The following is a 14,674-nucleotide window of genomic DNA, read 5'->3' as shown; positions in this document are numbered from 1 at the left end:
ACGCGCCGGACGCGGTCAGCCGATCCCGGCCGCCGCCAGGGTCTTGGCGAAGGCGTCCTTGTCGAACATCGAGCGGTCGGTGGTGCCCGCCGGCTTGCCGTCGACGAGCACCAGCGGGGTGCCCTGCGCGCCGGTGGCCTCGAACTCGGCCTCCGCGCGCGTCGCCCAGCCCCCGTGGGCGTTCTCCCGCACCGCCTTGTCGAACTCCGGCCCGCGCAGCCCCGGCACCGCGGAGGCGACGGCGAGCAGGTGCTCCTCCGTGAAGGCCCCCTTCGGTTGGCTCGCGAACACGGCCGCCTGATAGGCCGCGAAGCGGCCCCGGTCCACGGAGGCGCGCAGGGCGTTCACCGCCTTCGCGGAACCGCTGCCGCCCTGGTCGAGGAAGGAGGCGAGGACGTACTCGATCTTCACCCGGCCCTTCCCCGCCGCCTGGAGCAGCGCCTCGCCGCCCGCCTTCTCGAACAGCGCGCAGTATCCGCAGTGGGGGTCCACCAGGACCTCCGCGGTGTGCGGGGCCTTCGGGTCGCCGACCACCACCCGCGCCCCCTCCACCTTCGCGGGCAGCTTGGCCAGCTCGGCCGCGATCGGGCTGGTGTGCACGGCGGCGGCTCCGGACCCGGCCCCGGAGTCCCCGGAGTCCGAGCCCCCGCAGGCCGCCGCGCCGGCACCGAGGGCCAGCACGGTCGCCGCCGCCACGAGACCCCGCCGCAGCCGCCGTCCCGGCCCGCCGGGGTGCCCGCCGGCCCGTTCCCGCACGCCCCCGGACCCGCGCCCGTCCTCGTGCCCGTACCGCCCCGCCGCGCCACCCATAGAGCCCTGAACCTCCGAAATCGTCACACTTCTCCCGAAGAGACCCTAATCCCCCGACCCGGTACGGTGCCCGGGCCGTCCGGCCCCCGCTCCGGGCCGAACGTCACCCGCCCTGACCTGGGGCGAAGGCCGGAATGAGGAGGCCGCACACCCTGGACACGTGAGCGGAAGGCGGTGTACCACTCCCCCATGACGCGCGAGACGATCACCACGGCCGCCGCCGTGAACGGCGGGATCTCCTTCTGGTACGCCCAGGACGGCACCCCGCCGCCCCGCGAACCCCTGCCCGGCGACGCGGACGCGGACGTGTGCGTGGTCGGCGGCGGCTACACCGGCCTGTGGACGGCCTACCACCTCAAGAAGGCCGACCCCGGCCTGCGCGTCACCGTCCTGGAGCAGAAGTTCTGCGGGTACGGGGCCTCCGGCCGCAACGGCGGCTGGCTCTACAACGGCATCGCGGGGCGCGACCGCTACGCGAAGCTCCACGGGCACGACGCGGCGGTCCGCCTCCAGCAGGCCATGAACGCCACCGTCGGCGAGGTCGTCCGCACCTGCGCCGAGGAAGGCATCGACGCCGACATCCACCAGGGCGGGGTCCTGGAGGTCGCCCACACCCCCGCCCAACTCGCGCGCCTGCGCGCCTTCCACGCCACCGAGACCGCCTTCGGCGAGACCGACCGGCTGCTGCTCGACGCCGGGGAGACCGCCGAACGGATCCGGGTGGCCGGAGCCGTCGGCTCCGCCTGGACCCCGCACGGGGCCCGGGTGCACCCCGTGAAACTGGTCAAGGGGCTCGCCGCCGCCTGCGAACGCCTCGGCGTCGTGCTCCACGAGTCCACCCCGGTCACCGGGATCTCCCCGGGCCGCGCCGTCACCCCGTACGGCACCGTCCGCGCCCGCTACGTGCTGCGCTGCACCGAGGGGTTCACCGCAGGGCTCAAGGGCAGCAAGCGGGACTGGCTCCCGATGAACTCCTCCATGATCGTCACCGAGCCGGTGCCCGCCGCCCTGTGGGCCGAGATCGGCTGGGACGGCCGCGAGACCCTCGGCGACATGGCCCACGCGTACATGTACGCCCAGCGCACCGCCGACGACCGGATCGCCATCGGGGGCCGCGGGGTCCCGTACCGCTTCGGTTCCCGCACCGACAACGACGGCCGCACCCAACCGGCCACCGTCGAGGCCCTCCGCGAGATCCTGTTGAGATTCTTCCCGCAGCTCGCGGGCGTGCCCGTGGCGCACGCCTGGTCGGGGGTGCTGGGCGTGCCCCGCGACTGGTGCGCCACCGTCGGCCTCGACCGCGCCACCGGCCTCGGCCGGGCGGGCGGCTACGTGGGCAGCGGCGTGGCCACCGCGAACCTCGCCGGACGCACCCTGCGCGACCTCGTGCTCCAGGACTCCGGCGAGACCGGCCCCACCGAGCTGACCGGACTGCCCTGGGTCGGCCACCGGGTCCGCCGCTGGGAGCCGGAACCCTTCCGCTGGCTCGGCGTGCACGCCCTGTACGCGGCCTACCGGGCGGCCGACCGCAACGAGTCCGCCACGCACCGCCCCACCACCTCCCCGCTGGCCCGCGCCGCCGACCTCATCTCGGGCCGCCACTGACCGCGCGGGGGCAGCGCGCACGTGCCGTGGGCCGCACGGGCGGGGCGGGGGCGGCACGCGGGGCGGGAGGGGCATGCGGGGCGAGGGGACGTCCACCCACGCCCGCCCGGCCCACGCCCGGTCCCCGCCCGCCCCGCGACGGCGCGCCTACAGCAGCGCGGCGAAGGCGCCCACGACCGACTGGTCCCACCAGCGGTCCACCTTCACCGGCGCGGCGTACGGGGCGGCCGGATCGCCCGTGGCCGCGTGCAGCCACAGCAGCCCGGCCGCGTCCTGGGTCACCAGGTCGGCCCGGCCGTCGTCCGTGAGGTCCCCCGGCGAGGCCAACGCCCGTAGCCCGGCGCCGGCCAGACCGGTCACCGCCTTGGGCGCGAAGGGCCGGGCCGCGGTCCCGGTGCCCGCGTAGAGCCACACCGCGCCCGCCCGGTCCCGCGCGAGCAGGTCCGGCGTACCGTCACCGGTCACATCGCCCGCGCCGACCAGCCGGTCGAAGCCCTGCCAGCCCGCGCCCACCCGCACGCGGGGGGCGAACGGCGCCGCCGCCTTCCCGGTGCCCGCGTACAGCCACAGCACCCCGCCCGGCTCCCGGGCCACCAGATCGGCCCGGCCGTCGCCGGTCAGGTCGCCGGTCCCGGCCAGGGCGTCGTACACCTGCCAACCCGCTCCGATCCGGGTCGGCTTCCCGAAACCCTGACCGCCCCGCTCGGGGGCGATCCGCCACAGCACCCCCGCCTTGTCCCGGGCCACCAACGGCCCCCCGGTACCGCGCCCGGTCACCGGGGCGGTCTTGGCCGACAGCCCGTACGCGCCCCAGCCGGACCCCGCGCCGCCCATCCGGGCCCCGAAGGGCTCCGCGGCCCGCCCGGTGCCCTCCAGGACCCGCAGGGCCCCGTCCTTGCCGCGGGCCAGCAGCCGGGACCGGTCCCGCACCGGGAACGGGCTCGTCACCTTGAAGGAGGCCGTGGCCACCGGGTCGCCCGTATTCGCCGGATCCGTGTAGACGCGGTACACGGCCCGGGCGTCCACGGTCCACGCCTTGAGTTCGGGACCGGCCTCCAGGGTGTAGCGCACCGTCACATGGCCGGGTTGCACGTCACATTGCACGGTCACACCTCCCGACCCCGCGGGCTCGCAGTCCGCGCCCCCACCGGCGACCCCCGCCCCGGCCGGACCTCCCCTACCGCCGGCCCCGGCCGGAACCACCTGCACGTCCGTCACCCGCAGATCGCGCTCCGCCGGGTCCCAGGGCCGCTGCGAGGCCGAGGAGTCGAAGTCCAGGACCAGCCGTCCCGCGTCCACGGCCGCCACCGTGACCGACTGGGTCACCGAACCGCCGGTCCGCAGGCCCGGCACCGCCAGGGAGAGCCGGTTCGCCGCCACCCGCTCCGGGGTCTTCACCGTGACCGTGCCCGCGCCGTGCCGGCGGTCCTCGGGCCGGGCCCCGGCCGTCTGCGCCTCCCGCACCCCGTCCGCCAGGCTGCCGCCCCGGGGCACGTACACCACGCCGTAGTGCACCGTCGTGCCGTGCGCCGCCCCGGCCTGCGCCGAGACCACCGGCCCGGGCAGCCCACGCGGCCCCTGCGCGGCGCAGGTGAACACCCCGGCGACCCCCGCGCGCGGGGCGCAGGAGTCCGTGCCGGAGACCCGGACCGTCGTCCCGGTCGGGGCGCCGCCCGCCCAGGTGCCGCCCGTGAGCGGCTTCGGGCTGACCGCGTACACGAAGGTGCCGTCGGCCTCCGTCTTCCCCACGGCGAGGCCCGGGGCGAGGTCCGCGGCACCGCCCGGCTTCACGACCGCGTCCAGGACCCGGGCGAACCCGTACGGGGCGTCCGCCGCGGCCACCCCCGCCAGGGCTCCGCCCGCCAGCAGCACCAGCGAACCGCCCACCGCCACCGAGGCACGGCGCACACCCATCGCAACTCCCCCACCACATCCGCGGGCCCGCGGTCCACGGCGCCCGGCCTGCCGGCGGCCGGGGCTCCGCACCCCGACCGCAATGATCAAGAGCCCAGACCGCTCCGGACCCGGAAGGGTTGTCCCCCACTTGTCCCCGGGCCCCGAACGCCCCGGGCCTCCGGGCCTCCGGGCCTCCGGAACGCCGGAACGCCGGAACGCCGGAGGGGCCCCGGCCGATCGGCCGGGGCCCCTCCTCTCATCTCACCGCCCGATCACGGATCCACGGATCCACGGGTCCAGGGGACCGACAGCTCACCGGATCACCGGATCACCGGATCGGAGCGACACGTCCCGCGCTCAGAACAGCAGGTCGTACTTGTCGAAGCCGCCGCCGATCTTCACCGGCTCCTGGAACGGCTTCGCGGCCTGCCCGGTGGCCCGGTACAGCCACATCACGCCCGCCGCGTCGCGCGCCAGCAGGTCCGCCTTCAGGTCGGAGTCCAGGTCGCCAGAGGAGTTCAGCGCGTCGAACCGCTTGAAGCCGAGGCCCGCCGACACCGGCTTCTCGAAGGGGCGCGCCGCCAGGCCGGTGCCCGCGTAGACGAAGGACTCGCCGCCGCCCCGGTTCCGGGCCAGCAGGTCCGCCTTGCCGTCGCCCGTCACGTCGCCGACCGCGGTCACCGCGTCGAAGACCTGCCAGCCCGCACCGACCTTGACCTTGGCCCCGAAGGGCTTGGCCGCGTCGCCGGTGCCCGGGTACAGCCACAGCCGGCCGCCGGGCTCCCGCGCCAGCAGGTCGGCCTTGCCGTCGCCGGTCACGTCGCCGGCCCCGGTCAGGGAGTCGTACATGTTCCAGCCCGCGCCGACCTTCTTCGGCTCCCACAGGCCGCCGTCGCGTCCGAGGTGGTAGTTCCACAGCACGCCGGCCGCGTCGCGCGCGACCACGGGGCCGCCCGCCATCTGGATCTTCACCGGGGACAGCTTGGTGACGGCCGTGTACTTGGCCCAGCCCTCTCCGTAGGTCTCCGCCGGGGCGAACACCTTCGGGGCCTTGCCCGTGCCCTGGAAGACGGTCAGTTCGCCCTTGGTGCCCTTCTTCCGGGCGAGGAGCATGTGGCGCTCCTTCACCGCGAAGGGGCTGTCCACGGCGAACTCCTTGTCGGCGGTGGGCCCGTCGCCCCAGCCGGAGGTGTACACCTGGTAGCTCGCGTTGGCGGCGAGCTTCCAGGCCGGGGCCTTCGCCTCCGCCTTCAGCACGTAGGTCACGGTGACGTCCGCGCCGTTGCGGGCGGCCACGTCGCACACCAGGCCGTCCCAGGTCAGTTCGCCCGGCGTCACCTGGCAGTCGGAGGCGCCCGGGCCCGGCTTCGCCGACACCAGGGAGACCTTCAGCTCGCCCTTGTCCCAGTAGCGCTGCCCCTCGCCGGGGCCGAAGGACAGCCGCAGCTGACCGGCGTCCCGCGCCTGCACCGTCACCGACTGGGTGACCTCCGAACCGGCCTTGACCGCCGGGGTCTTCAGGGTCAGCTTGTTCTTCTTGACGTGGTCCGAGGTCAGCACCGTCACCGCGTGCGCCTCGACCCTGCCCTTCTGCGGGGCGCTGCCCGCCAGCTGGGCCTTCTTCACCGCGGCCTTGAGGTCGGTGCCGCGCGGCGCGTACGCCACCCCGAAGTGCAGCTTGGTCAGGTTCTTCACCGAGTCGGCGGCGGACACCGCCGGACCCACCCAGCCGGTGTCCTCGCCGGTGGCGCAGAAGTACACGCCCTTCACCGTCGGCGAGACCGTGCAGGAGTCGTCCGTACGCGCGCTCATCCCGGCGGGCAGGCCGCCCTTAGCCCAGGACGCGTCGGTCAGCGGCGCCCCGGACATCGCGAACACCAGCGTGCCGTTCGGGGTCCCGTCCACGGTGTCGGGCTTGAGCGCCACCACGGACCCTTCGCCCGGCGCGACCACGTGGTCCTTGAAGGTGAACGCGTAGTCGTCCGCGCTCCCCGCCGCCCCGGCCGCGAACGCGGGCACCGACCCGGCCGCCAGCAGGACCGCAGAACCCCCGAACACACCGAGGCGCCTCGCGCCCCGTCCCATCATTCCGTTCATTCCGCGCATGTTTCGCGCTCCGCAACGTGAAGGCGGCATCGTGCTGCCGCGGCAACGTCATGTTCCCCGCATGACGTGCGCGGACCGTATAACACACGCTTTTGTTACAAAGTTTCAGGGGGCCGCCGCCCACGGCAGCGACCCCCCGACACCTCGCGCGCCCCCAAAGGGCCGATCAGAAGAGCAGGTTGTACGGCTTCCAGCCGCCGCCGACCTTCACGCGGGCCGCGTACGGCTTCGCCGCGTCGCCCGTGCCCCGGTACCACCACAGCACCCCGGAGGCGTCGCGGGCCACGAAGTCCGCCTTGCCGTCGGAGTCCAGATCGCCCGGCGCCACCACGGAGTTGTAGATGCCCCAGCCGGTACCGACCTGCACCCGCGCGCCGAACGGCTTCGCCTGGGTGCCCGTGCCCGGGTACAGCCACAGCACCCCGGAGGCGTCCCGCGCCAGCAGGTCGGCCTTCTTGTCCCCGGTCAGGTCCACGCCGCCGACGAGCGCGCCGAAGCCGCCCCAGCCCGCGCCGATCCGGGTCTTCGTCCCGAACGGGGCCGCGGTGTTCCCGGTGCCCGGGTAGACCCACAGCACGCCGCCCGTGTCCCGGGCCAGCAGGTCCGCCTTCCCGTCACCGGTCAGGTCCGAGGCGCCCACGAGCGCGTTGAACGCGTTCCAGCCCGCGCCGATCCGCTTGCCGGCCGTGTAGACCCCGCCGTCCCCGGACATGCCGTGGAACCACAGCACACCGGCCTTGTCGCGCGCGACGGCGCCGGGACCGGTGCTCTGCACCGTCACGGGGCCCAGCCGGGTCAGCGCCGAATAGCGGTTCCAGTCCCCGCTCCAGCCCACCGGGCCCATGGCCTCCAGCACCCGGGACCCCTTGCCGGTGCCCTGGTGGTCCCACAGGTCACCGGCGGCGTCCCGGGCCAGCAGCCGGTACCGCGGCACGACCGGGACGGGGCTGCTGACCGCGAAGTCGGCGTGCGCCTGCGGGTTGTACGTGCCGAAGGAGTACACCTCGTAGGTCATCTCGGCGCGCAGCCGCCAAGCCGGGCTGTTCGGGGCGGCCTTGAGGGTGTACGAGACGGTGTAGTCACCGGGCTTCTTCACCAGGCAGCGGGCCTCGTTGCCCCAGCCGATCTCCCCGAGGGAGTTGTCGCACTCCAGGTTCGCGCCGCCGTTCGAGGTGACCGACAGCACCTCGACCTTCAGCTCGCCCTCGTCCCAGCGGCGCTGGCCGGGCGCGGGCGGGAAGCTGATGCCCAGGTTGCCCTTGTCCACGGCGTGCAGCTGCACCGTGTGGGTGACGGTGCCGCCGGCGGGCAGCGGGGCCGTGGCGGGCTTCATGGTGTTCTGCGCCACGTGCGCCCGGGTCTTGGCCGTCACGGTGGCGTGGGAGCGGCGCGTCCCGACCGGCTGCGTCGCGGCCGTCTGCGCCTCCTTGATCCCCTTGTTCACGTCGCCGCCGCGCGGCACGTACACCAGCCCGTAGTAGGCGGTCAGCCCGTTGGCGGCGGTGCTGGTGGCGGCGAGCGTCGGCGAGGGGTTGTTGTCCTTGACGTCGCACAGGAGGATCCCCGCGACACCCGCCTTGGCCTTGCAGGTCTCGGACGAGGACAGGTCCAGCTTGAACCCGGCGGGCAGCCCGCCCCCGGACCAGCCGGCCTCCGTCAGCGGCTTCTTGCTCAGCGCGTACACGTACGTGCCGTCGCCCCGGCCGTCGTGCTGCCCGCCCGTCGAGCTCGGTCCCAGGTCCGCCCAGCCCTCCCCGGGCATGACGGCCTTGTCCACGAGGGGCGAGAACTCGAAGGTCGGGTCCCCGGCCGCCACGGCCGTCCCCGCCCCCGTCCCCACCACTCCACCGGTGGCCAGCAGTACGGCCGCCACCCCGGCGCCCACGATCCTGCGCACGCGATTCCCCCATGTGAAGAACAACAAAGACGGCGGACGCTAACACGCCCCACGGACACCCCCCACCCCCGGGGTTCCCCCAGCTCACACCGCCCCTCAGCCCCTCAGCCCCTCAGCCCCAGCCGGGGGCATCCGCGACCGCAGCTCCTCCCGGAACCGGACGGGCCCGTGCGGGCACCCGGGAAGTCATGCCCCGATCGGTCCTGGGCGGACCCTGTCGGCGTGGTCGGAGTGGCGAAAGCGGCGCGGCGGCTCCGGGAATGCGAAAGGGCCCCGGATCGGAGTCCGGGGCCCTTTGCGGGACTTCTTCTCGGCCCCTGCTGGAGGGGGTCGAGCCGCCTGTCGGAATCGAACCGACGACCTCAAGATTACAAGTCAAGCGCTCTAGCCGACTGAGCTAAGGCGGCGCGGCGGGCGGCACGGGAACCGTGCGCGAGCCGCCTTCACTGTACACATGGGGCCCCTCGCTCCGCGAAGAAGTTCCCCCGCCGTGCGCTGCGCTACTGACAGATCCGGAATTGCCGGGTAGCGTGCCGAGCAGTCCGGCAAATGGACTAGACCCATCCTTCCTTTACTCGGATCGTCCGGCACGTTCCTGCCGGTGAAGGGACACATCACCCATGTCTTCCGTGACTTTCGACAAGGCCACCCGCCTGTACCCCGGCGGCGACAAGCCCGCCGTGGACGCGCTCGACCTGAGCATCGAGCACGGCGAGTTCCTCGTCCTCGTCGGCCCCTCCGGCTGCGGCAAGTCCACCTCCCTGCGCATGCTCGCCGGCCTCGAAGAGGTCAACGGCGGCGCCATCCGCATCGGTGACCGCGACGTCACCCACCTGCCGCCCAAGGACCGGGACATCGCCATGGTGTTCCAGAACTACGCGCTCTACCCGCACATGAGCGTCGCCGACAACATGGGCTTCGCCCTCAAGATCGCCGGCGTGGACAAGGCCACCATCCGCTCCAAGGTGGAGGAGGCCGCGAAGATCCTCGACCTCACCCAGTACCTGGACCGGAAGCCGAAGGCCCTCTCCGGCGGTCAGCGCCAGCGCGTGGCCATGGGCCGCGCCATCGTCCGCCAGCCGCAGGTCTTCCTCATGGACGAGCCGCTGTCGAACCTCGACGCCAAGCTCCGCGTGTCCACCCGCACCCAGATCGCCTCGCTCCAGCGGCGCCTGGGCATCACCACCGTGTACGTCACCCACGACCAGGTCGAGGCCATGACCATGGGCGACCGCGTGGCCGTGCTCAAGGACGGTCTGCTCCAGCAGGTCGACACCCCGCGGAACATGTACGACCGCCCGGCGAACCTCTTCGTAGCCGGCTTCATCGGCTCCCCGGCCATGAACCTGGTCGAGGTCCCGATCACCGACGGCGGCGTGAAGTTCGGCGACAGCGTGGTGCCGGTGAACCGCGAGGCCCTGACCGCCGCCGCCGACAAGGGCGACCGCGGGGTCACCGTCGGCGTCCGCCCCGAGCACTTCGACCTCGTCGAGGAGGGCGGCCTCGCCGTCACCGTGAACGTGGTCGAGGAACTCGGCGCCGACGGCTACGTCTACGGCACCGCCGAGGTCGGCGGCACCCGCCAGGACCTCGTGGTCCGCGTGAACGGCCGCCAGGTCCCGGAGAAGGGCGCCACCCTCCACGTGGTCCCGCGCGCCGGCGAACTGCACGTCTTCTCCACCTCCACCGGCGAGCGCCTCGCGGACTGACCCCGCAGGACGCACGCACACTGGGCCCCGCCGTTCACGGCGGGGCCCAGTGTGACAAATACCCCGGCAGACCGGGCATTTCGAGCCTCGTGCGTCAACACCCGATTCGAAAGGCCACGTCGAACCGTCCCTCGACAGGGTGACTAAATGTCGCCAAATCTTCACCGAGCGCTACTCTCGCCCTCGTGACCCATTCTGCCCGCCGTATCGGCCGATCCCTCGCCCTGGTCCTGCCCGTCGTCCTGGTCCTCTCCGGAACCCTCGCGGTCACCATGGTCCCCTGGGCGGACACCTCTTCGTCCCAGGTCCTCACCGCCTCCGCGGAGGACGTCTCCAAGCCCGCCAAGGTCCGCGCGCCCCACGAGGTCCTGCGCGACAAGCTGCTCGGCGAGCTCCAGGAGAAGAAGGACCCGGGCGTGGTCCTGACCCACCTCCAGCAGGAAGTGGACCGCCGTCCCTCGCTCGCCGGTTACTGCGGGCAGATCGCGAAGGCCCTCGGACGGGCCGCCGCGGACCTCTACGGCCCCACGAAGGCCCAGACGTACTCCCGGCCCGCCTGCGACACCTCCTTCGCCTCCGGCGTCGCCTCCTTCGGCTAGCCGACACCCCGGCAACCCCGGTACCGGGCCCCGCACCTCCCCGGCACCGGACAGGACCGCAGCGCTCGGCCGCCCGCCGGCGGCCGCATCGCCCGGCCCGACCCCCCGGCCCCCACCCCCGTCCGCACGCACGCCCCACCACCGCACCACCCCGCCCCACGGCACCCCGAACGAGCCCCACCCGCGGCCCGCCGCACACCACCCCACAGCACGGCCCCACGCACCGGCGCACCCGCCCGGCGGCCTCCCCCGCCGTCCGGCCCCCCGCCCGGGCGCGGCCGCATAGGCTGCTCGGCATGACGCAGCCAGACCCCTCCGCCGCGGGCTCCGCGGCCGCCGCGCCGCACCCCGCGCCCGCCGCACCCGCAGACCCCGCCGCGTTCCCCGCCGCACCCACCCAGGCCGTGGTCCTGGCGGGCGGCCAGGGCTCGCGGCTGCGCCCGTACACCGACGACCGGCCCAAGCCGATGGTCGAGATCCCCGGCACCGGCGTCCCGATCATCGGGCACCAGCTGGCCTGGCTCGCGTCCGAGGGCGTCACCGACGCCGTGGTCTCCTGCGGCCACCTCGCCGAGGTCCTCCAGGAGTGGCTGGACAAGGCCGAACTCCCGCTCCGCGTCAGCACGGTCGTCGAGACCGAACCCCTGGGGCGCGGCGGCGGCCTCAAGTACGCGGCCGCCCACCTGCCGCACCCGGACCGCCCCTGGTACGCCACCAACGGCGACATCTGGACCCGCTTCTCGCTGCGCGAGATGGCCGCCTTCCACGAGGAGCGCGCCGCCACCGCCACCCTGGCGCTGGCCCGCCCGCGGATCCCGTGGGGCGCGGTGGAGACCAACGAGTTCGGGCACGTGCTGGACTTCATCGAGTCCCCGCCCTCCCCCTACCTGATCAACGCGGGCGTGTACGTCTTCTCCGCGGAGTTCGCCTCGCTCCTGCCCGACCTCGGCGACCACGAGCGGACCACCTTCCCCCGCCTCGCCCGCGAGCGCCGTCTCGCCGGTTTCCCGCTGCCCCAGGGCGCCTACTGGCGGGCCATCGACACCGCCAAGGACCTCACCGAGGCCGCCAAGGAGCTGGCCGCCCAGCGCGCCTCCTGAGGCCCGTACAGGCCCGCACAGCCCCGTACACAGCCCCTGGGACCCGCCTCCGAAGGGCTGGGGCACACCTGACACGACGGAGGGCCCGGTACGCGCACCGCACGCGCGTACCGGGCCCTCCGGGCCGTCGGGGGCGGATCAGCCCAGCAGGCCGCCCACCAGACCCGGCTTCGCGGGCTCCGGGGCCCCGGAGTCGCCCCCGCTGCCGCCGTCACCGCCCGTGGAACCGCCCGGGGCCGCGGGCGAGCCGCCGCCCGGGGTCGAGGGCTGCCGGCTCACCGGCTGCCGCGGGGTCGAGGACCCGCCGCCGGTGCCGGTGCCCGTGCTCGGGGACTCCGGACGCTCCTCCCCGCCGCGCGTCTCCCGCGCCGGGCCCGCGTCCGGGTTCGTGACGCTGCGCTCGGCCGCCGGGGTGGAGGCCGCCGCGGACGGCGCCGCCGAGGGCTCCGTCTTCCGGCGCGGGGCCCGGGACTTCACCGGCTCCTGCGGAAGGGGCTGCCCCGGCAGGTAGTTGCTGGGGGCCTCGTCCGGACCGGGCACCGTGACCACGGTGTTGGAACGCACCGCGCCGCCCAGCAGCGAACCGATGAGCAGGGTCAGCCCGCACACCACGGCCGCCATGACCGCACCGCGGCGCAGCACCCGGCGGCGCAGCTCCCACAGTTCGGAGCGCGGACCGAGGGTCCGCCACGCCTCGCCGGACAGTCGCGCGTCCAGCGAGTACACCGGGGCACCGGCGATGATCAGCGGGCTCCAGGCGGCCAGGTAGATGATGTCGGGGGCGTCGTAGACCGGGACGGTCTTCCAGGTGACGGTCATCAGCAGGGCCGCGGAGAGCAGCGCCCCGATGCAGCCGGCGAACCGCTGCCACAGGCCGAGGACGGTCAGCACGCCGACGATGACCTGGAGGAAGGCCACGGTGAGCCCGGCGCCCACCGGGTGCGAGAGGGCGAAGTCCCGCAGCGGCTCGGCCAGGGCCCACGGGTGCAGGGTGTGCAGCCAGGTCACCATGGAGCCGCGTTCGCCGCCGTCGAAGTAGACGGGGTCGCAGAGCTTGCCCATGCCCGCGTAGATGGAGATGAAGCCGAGGAACACGCGGAGCGGCAGCAGGACCACGCCGAGGTTCATCCGGCGGTCCGGGTAGTAGCCCTGGCGGTCCCCGTCGGAGGCGGCGGGGCGGCGGCGGCGGAGCCCGGCGTCGGCGGCCTCGGCGGCGCCGAGCTCGTCGGGGGCGGGGCCGCCCGCGTAGCCGGGGTACCCGTCGTAGCCGCCGGTGCGGCCGTCGGGGTCCCCGACCGGGGAGAGGAGTTGGGTGCTGTCGGCGTCGTGCCGGCTGCGCTGGCCGATGACGGTCGGCGTCGGCATGGTGTCCCCGGCCAGGTCGATCCGGGGGATCACCTGCGTGGTGCCGCCGTCGGCGCCTTCGTAGGCGGGGTGTCCCTGACCGGCCTCGCGGACCGCCTGGAGCAGCCCGCCGGTGGCGGCGGCGTCGGCGGACCGGCCGCTCCACACCACGGGGGCACGGCGCCGGGTCCGGACCGAGGCCCCGGCCAGGGCCGCGGCGCCGCTCAGCGCGGAAGCCCCGAGGGGACCCGCGGGGGCCGCGGGCCGGCGCGGCGGGGCGGCGAGCCGGACGCGGAAGCTGGCGTGGTTGACGATGACCTGCGCCGGGTCGCACGGCACCTTCACCATGCTCAGCGCGGGCTGGTCGTCGAACGGCGTTCTGGTGTCCACACTCATCTAACCGAGTGATGAGTGTTTAGGACACTGCCTTGACAGCAGGGATGTGTCGGAGGCCCGTCAAGATCTTGTCGGCCGGGTCCGGGCCGGTCCGGCAGCCCTCCCCCGGAGGTCCGGGAGGGCCGGCGGGGGCCGGGCGCGCGGGTCGGTCCGCCGCGCCCGGCTCCGCCGAACGGATCAGGCGCGGCGGCGGGCCGCCTCGTAGAGGACGACGCCCGCGGCGACACCGGCGTTCAGGGACTCGGCCCCGCCCGGCATCGGGATGCGGACGAGGAAGTCGCAGGTCTCGCCGACGAGGCGGCCGAGGCCCTTGCCCTCGGAGCCGACCACGATGACCACCGGGCCGCCGAGCGCCTCCAGGTCCTGGACCTCGTGCTCGCCCTCGGCCGCGAGGCCGACCACGGCGATCCCGGCCTTCTTGTACTCCTGGAGGGCGCGGGTCAGGTTGGTGACCCGGGCGACCGGGGTCCGGGCGGCGGTGCCCGCGGAGGTCTTCCAGGCGCCCGCGGTCATGCCCGCGGCGCGGCGCTCGGGGATGACCACGCCGTGGCCGCCGAAGGCGGAGACGGAGCGGACGATCGCGCCGAGGTTGCGCGGGTCGGTGACCCCGTCGAGGGCGACGATCAGCGGGTCCTGCCCGGCGTCGTAGGCCTCGGCGGTGAGGTCCTCGGGGTGCGCGTACTCGTACGGCGGGACCTGGAGGACGAGGCCCTGGTGGTTGAGGCCGTTCGTCATGCGGTCCAGCTCGGGCCGCGGGGCCTCCATCAGGTTGATGTTGCCGCGGGCCTGGGCGAGCGCGAGGGCCTCGCGGACCCGCTCGTCGTTGTCGATGAACTGCTGGACGTACAGGGTGGTGGCGGGCACGCCGTCGCGCAGGGCCTCGAAGACCGGGTTGCGGCCGACGACCATCTCGCTGGTGCCCTTGGGGCCGCCGCGGCGCGGGGCGGGGCGGCGCTTGGCGGCCTGGCGGGCCATGGCGTTGGAGACGCGGTGCGCCTTGTGGCCCTTGCGGTCCTCGGCCTTCGGGGTGGGACCTCGGCCTTCCAGGCCCTTGCGCCGCTGGCCACCGCTGCCGACCGTGGCGCCCTTCTTGTTGGACGTGCGGCGGTTCCTGCGCTGGCTGTTCCCGGCCATGACCTCTACCTGTTTTCGTCGGTGCTGCGATATGTACGTATGAAGAGTGTGGCGCCCGGCAGGCCCGGCGGCACGACG

Annotated in this window: 10 protein-coding genes and 1 tRNA gene; 4 read left to right on the top strand and 7 right to left on the bottom strand. The window is 74.4% G+C overall.

All coding sequences use genetic code 11. The annotated features are described in order from the left end of the window. Nucleotides 1-15: 15 nt before the first annotated feature. The gene (locus tag ABTZ17_RS03320) at nucleotides 16-810 is read right to left on the bottom strand and encodes a DsbA family protein (RefSeq protein WP_352193779.1); all 795 of its coding nucleotides are present in this window, start codon (nucleotides 808-810) and stop codon (nucleotides 16-18) included. Between the two features lie 189 nt (nucleotides 811-999). Here ABTZ17_RS03320 and ABTZ17_RS03315 point away from each other — a divergent pair, with 189 nt between their 5' ends. Beyond that, the gene (locus ABTZ17_RS03315; protein ID WP_502994582.1) at nucleotides 1,000-2,415 is read left to right on the top strand and encodes an NAD(P)/FAD-dependent oxidoreductase; all 1,416 of its coding nucleotides are present in this window, start codon (nucleotides 1,000-1,002) and stop codon (nucleotides 2,413-2,415) included. 147 nt (nucleotides 2,416-2,562) lie between these two features. Here ABTZ17_RS03315 and ABTZ17_RS03310 read toward each other — a convergent pair whose 3' ends face one another. From ABTZ17_RS03310 to ABTZ17_RS03295, 4 genes are all read right to left on the bottom strand, one after another. Further along, a complete protein-coding gene (locus ABTZ17_RS03310) occupies nucleotides 2,563-4,329 on the bottom strand; it encodes an FG-GAP repeat domain-containing protein (RefSeq protein ID WP_352193778.1) in 1,767 nt (588 codons plus the stop codon). Between the two features lie 339 nt (nucleotides 4,330-4,668). Beyond that, nucleotides 4,669-6,369 (bottom strand): FG-GAP repeat domain-containing protein, encoded by a 1,701-nt coding sequence (locus ABTZ17_RS03305; protein WP_352193777.1) that lies wholly within the window; start codon nucleotides 6,367-6,369, stop codon nucleotides 4,669-4,671. A gap of 214 nt (nucleotides 6,370-6,583) precedes the next feature. After that, complete coding sequence (locus ABTZ17_RS03300; RefSeq protein WP_352193776.1) at nucleotides 6,584-8,314, bottom strand: FG-GAP-like repeat-containing protein; 1,731 nt, start codon at nucleotides 8,312-8,314, stop codon at nucleotides 6,584-6,586. Nucleotides 8,315-8,647: 333 nt separating this feature from the next. Beyond that, nucleotides 8,648-8,721: transfer RNA gene (locus ABTZ17_RS03295), tRNA-Thr, on the bottom strand. Between the two features lie 213 nt (nucleotides 8,722-8,934). Here ABTZ17_RS03295 and ABTZ17_RS03290 point away from each other — a divergent pair. The 3 genes from ABTZ17_RS03290 (at nucleotide 8,935) to ABTZ17_RS03280 (ending at nucleotide 11,722) form a co-directional block, all read left to right on the top strand. Next, entirely contained in the window at nucleotides 8,935-10,023 is a 1,089-nt protein-coding gene (locus ABTZ17_RS03290; protein ID WP_352193775.1) for an ABC transporter ATP-binding protein, read from the top strand. 185 nt (nucleotides 10,024-10,208) lie between these two features. After that, nucleotides 10,209-10,622, top strand: coding sequence for a hypothetical protein (locus tag ABTZ17_RS03285; protein WP_352193774.1), 414 nt, complete (start codon nucleotides 10,209-10,211; stop codon nucleotides 10,620-10,622). A gap of 296 nt (nucleotides 10,623-10,918) precedes the next feature. Then, nucleotides 10,919-11,722, top strand: a complete 804-nt coding sequence (locus ABTZ17_RS03280; protein WP_352193773.1) for a nucleotidyltransferase family protein — start codon at nucleotides 10,919-10,921, stop codon at nucleotides 11,720-11,722. A gap of 138 nt (nucleotides 11,723-11,860) precedes the next feature. Here ABTZ17_RS03280 and ABTZ17_RS03275 read toward each other — a convergent pair whose 3' ends face one another. Continuing rightward, nucleotides 11,861-13,462 carry a DoxX family protein gene (locus ABTZ17_RS03275; protein WP_352193772.1) on the bottom strand — a complete coding sequence of 534 codons (1,602 nt, stop codon included), beginning with the start codon at nucleotides 13,460-13,462 and terminating at the stop codon, nucleotides 11,861-11,863. A 177-nt stretch (nucleotides 13,463-13,639) separates the two neighbouring features. Continuing rightward, nucleotides 13,640-14,596, bottom strand: coding sequence for a 23S rRNA (guanosine(2251)-2'-O)-methyltransferase RlmB (rlmB, locus tag ABTZ17_RS03270; RefSeq protein ID WP_352193771.1), 957 nt, complete (start codon nucleotides 14,594-14,596; stop codon nucleotides 13,640-13,642). Nucleotides 14,597-14,674: the final 78 nt, after the last annotated feature.

Source organism: Streptomyces sp. NPDC097619, from assembly GCF_040302735.1.
GTDB lineage: Bacteria > Actinomycetota > Actinomycetes > Streptomycetales > Streptomycetaceae > Streptomyces.
This window is presented reverse-complemented; position numbering and strand designations above follow the sequence as displayed.

Excerpts from the sequence above, each read along its gene's own strand:
- ABTZ17_RS03320 (WP_352193779.1), bottom strand. The coding sequence starts at position 810 with ATGGGTGGCGCGGCGGGGCGGTACGGGCACGAGGACGGGCGCGGGTCC.
- ABTZ17_RS03315 (WP_502994582.1), top strand. The coding sequence starts at position 1,000 with ATGACGCGCGAGACGATCACCACGGCCGCCGCCGTGAACGGCGGGATC.
- ABTZ17_RS03310 (WP_352193778.1), bottom strand. The coding sequence starts at position 4,329 with ATGGGTGTGCGCCGTGCCTCGGTGGCGGTGGGCGGTTCGCTGGTGCTG.
- ABTZ17_RS03290 (WP_352193775.1), top strand. The coding sequence starts at position 8,935 with ATGTCTTCCGTGACTTTCGACAAGGCCACCCGCCTGTACCCCGGCGGC.
- ABTZ17_RS03280 (WP_352193773.1), top strand. The coding sequence starts at position 10,919 with ATGACGCAGCCAGACCCCTCCGCCGCGGGCTCCGCGGCCGCCGCGCCG.
- ABTZ17_RS03275 (WP_352193772.1), bottom strand. The coding sequence starts at position 13,462 with ATGAGTGTGGACACCAGAACGCCGTTCGACGACCAGCCCGCGCTGAGC.
- rlmB (WP_352193771.1), bottom strand. The coding sequence starts at position 14,596 with ATGGCCGGGAACAGCCAGCGCAGGAACCGCCGCACGTCCAACAAGAAG.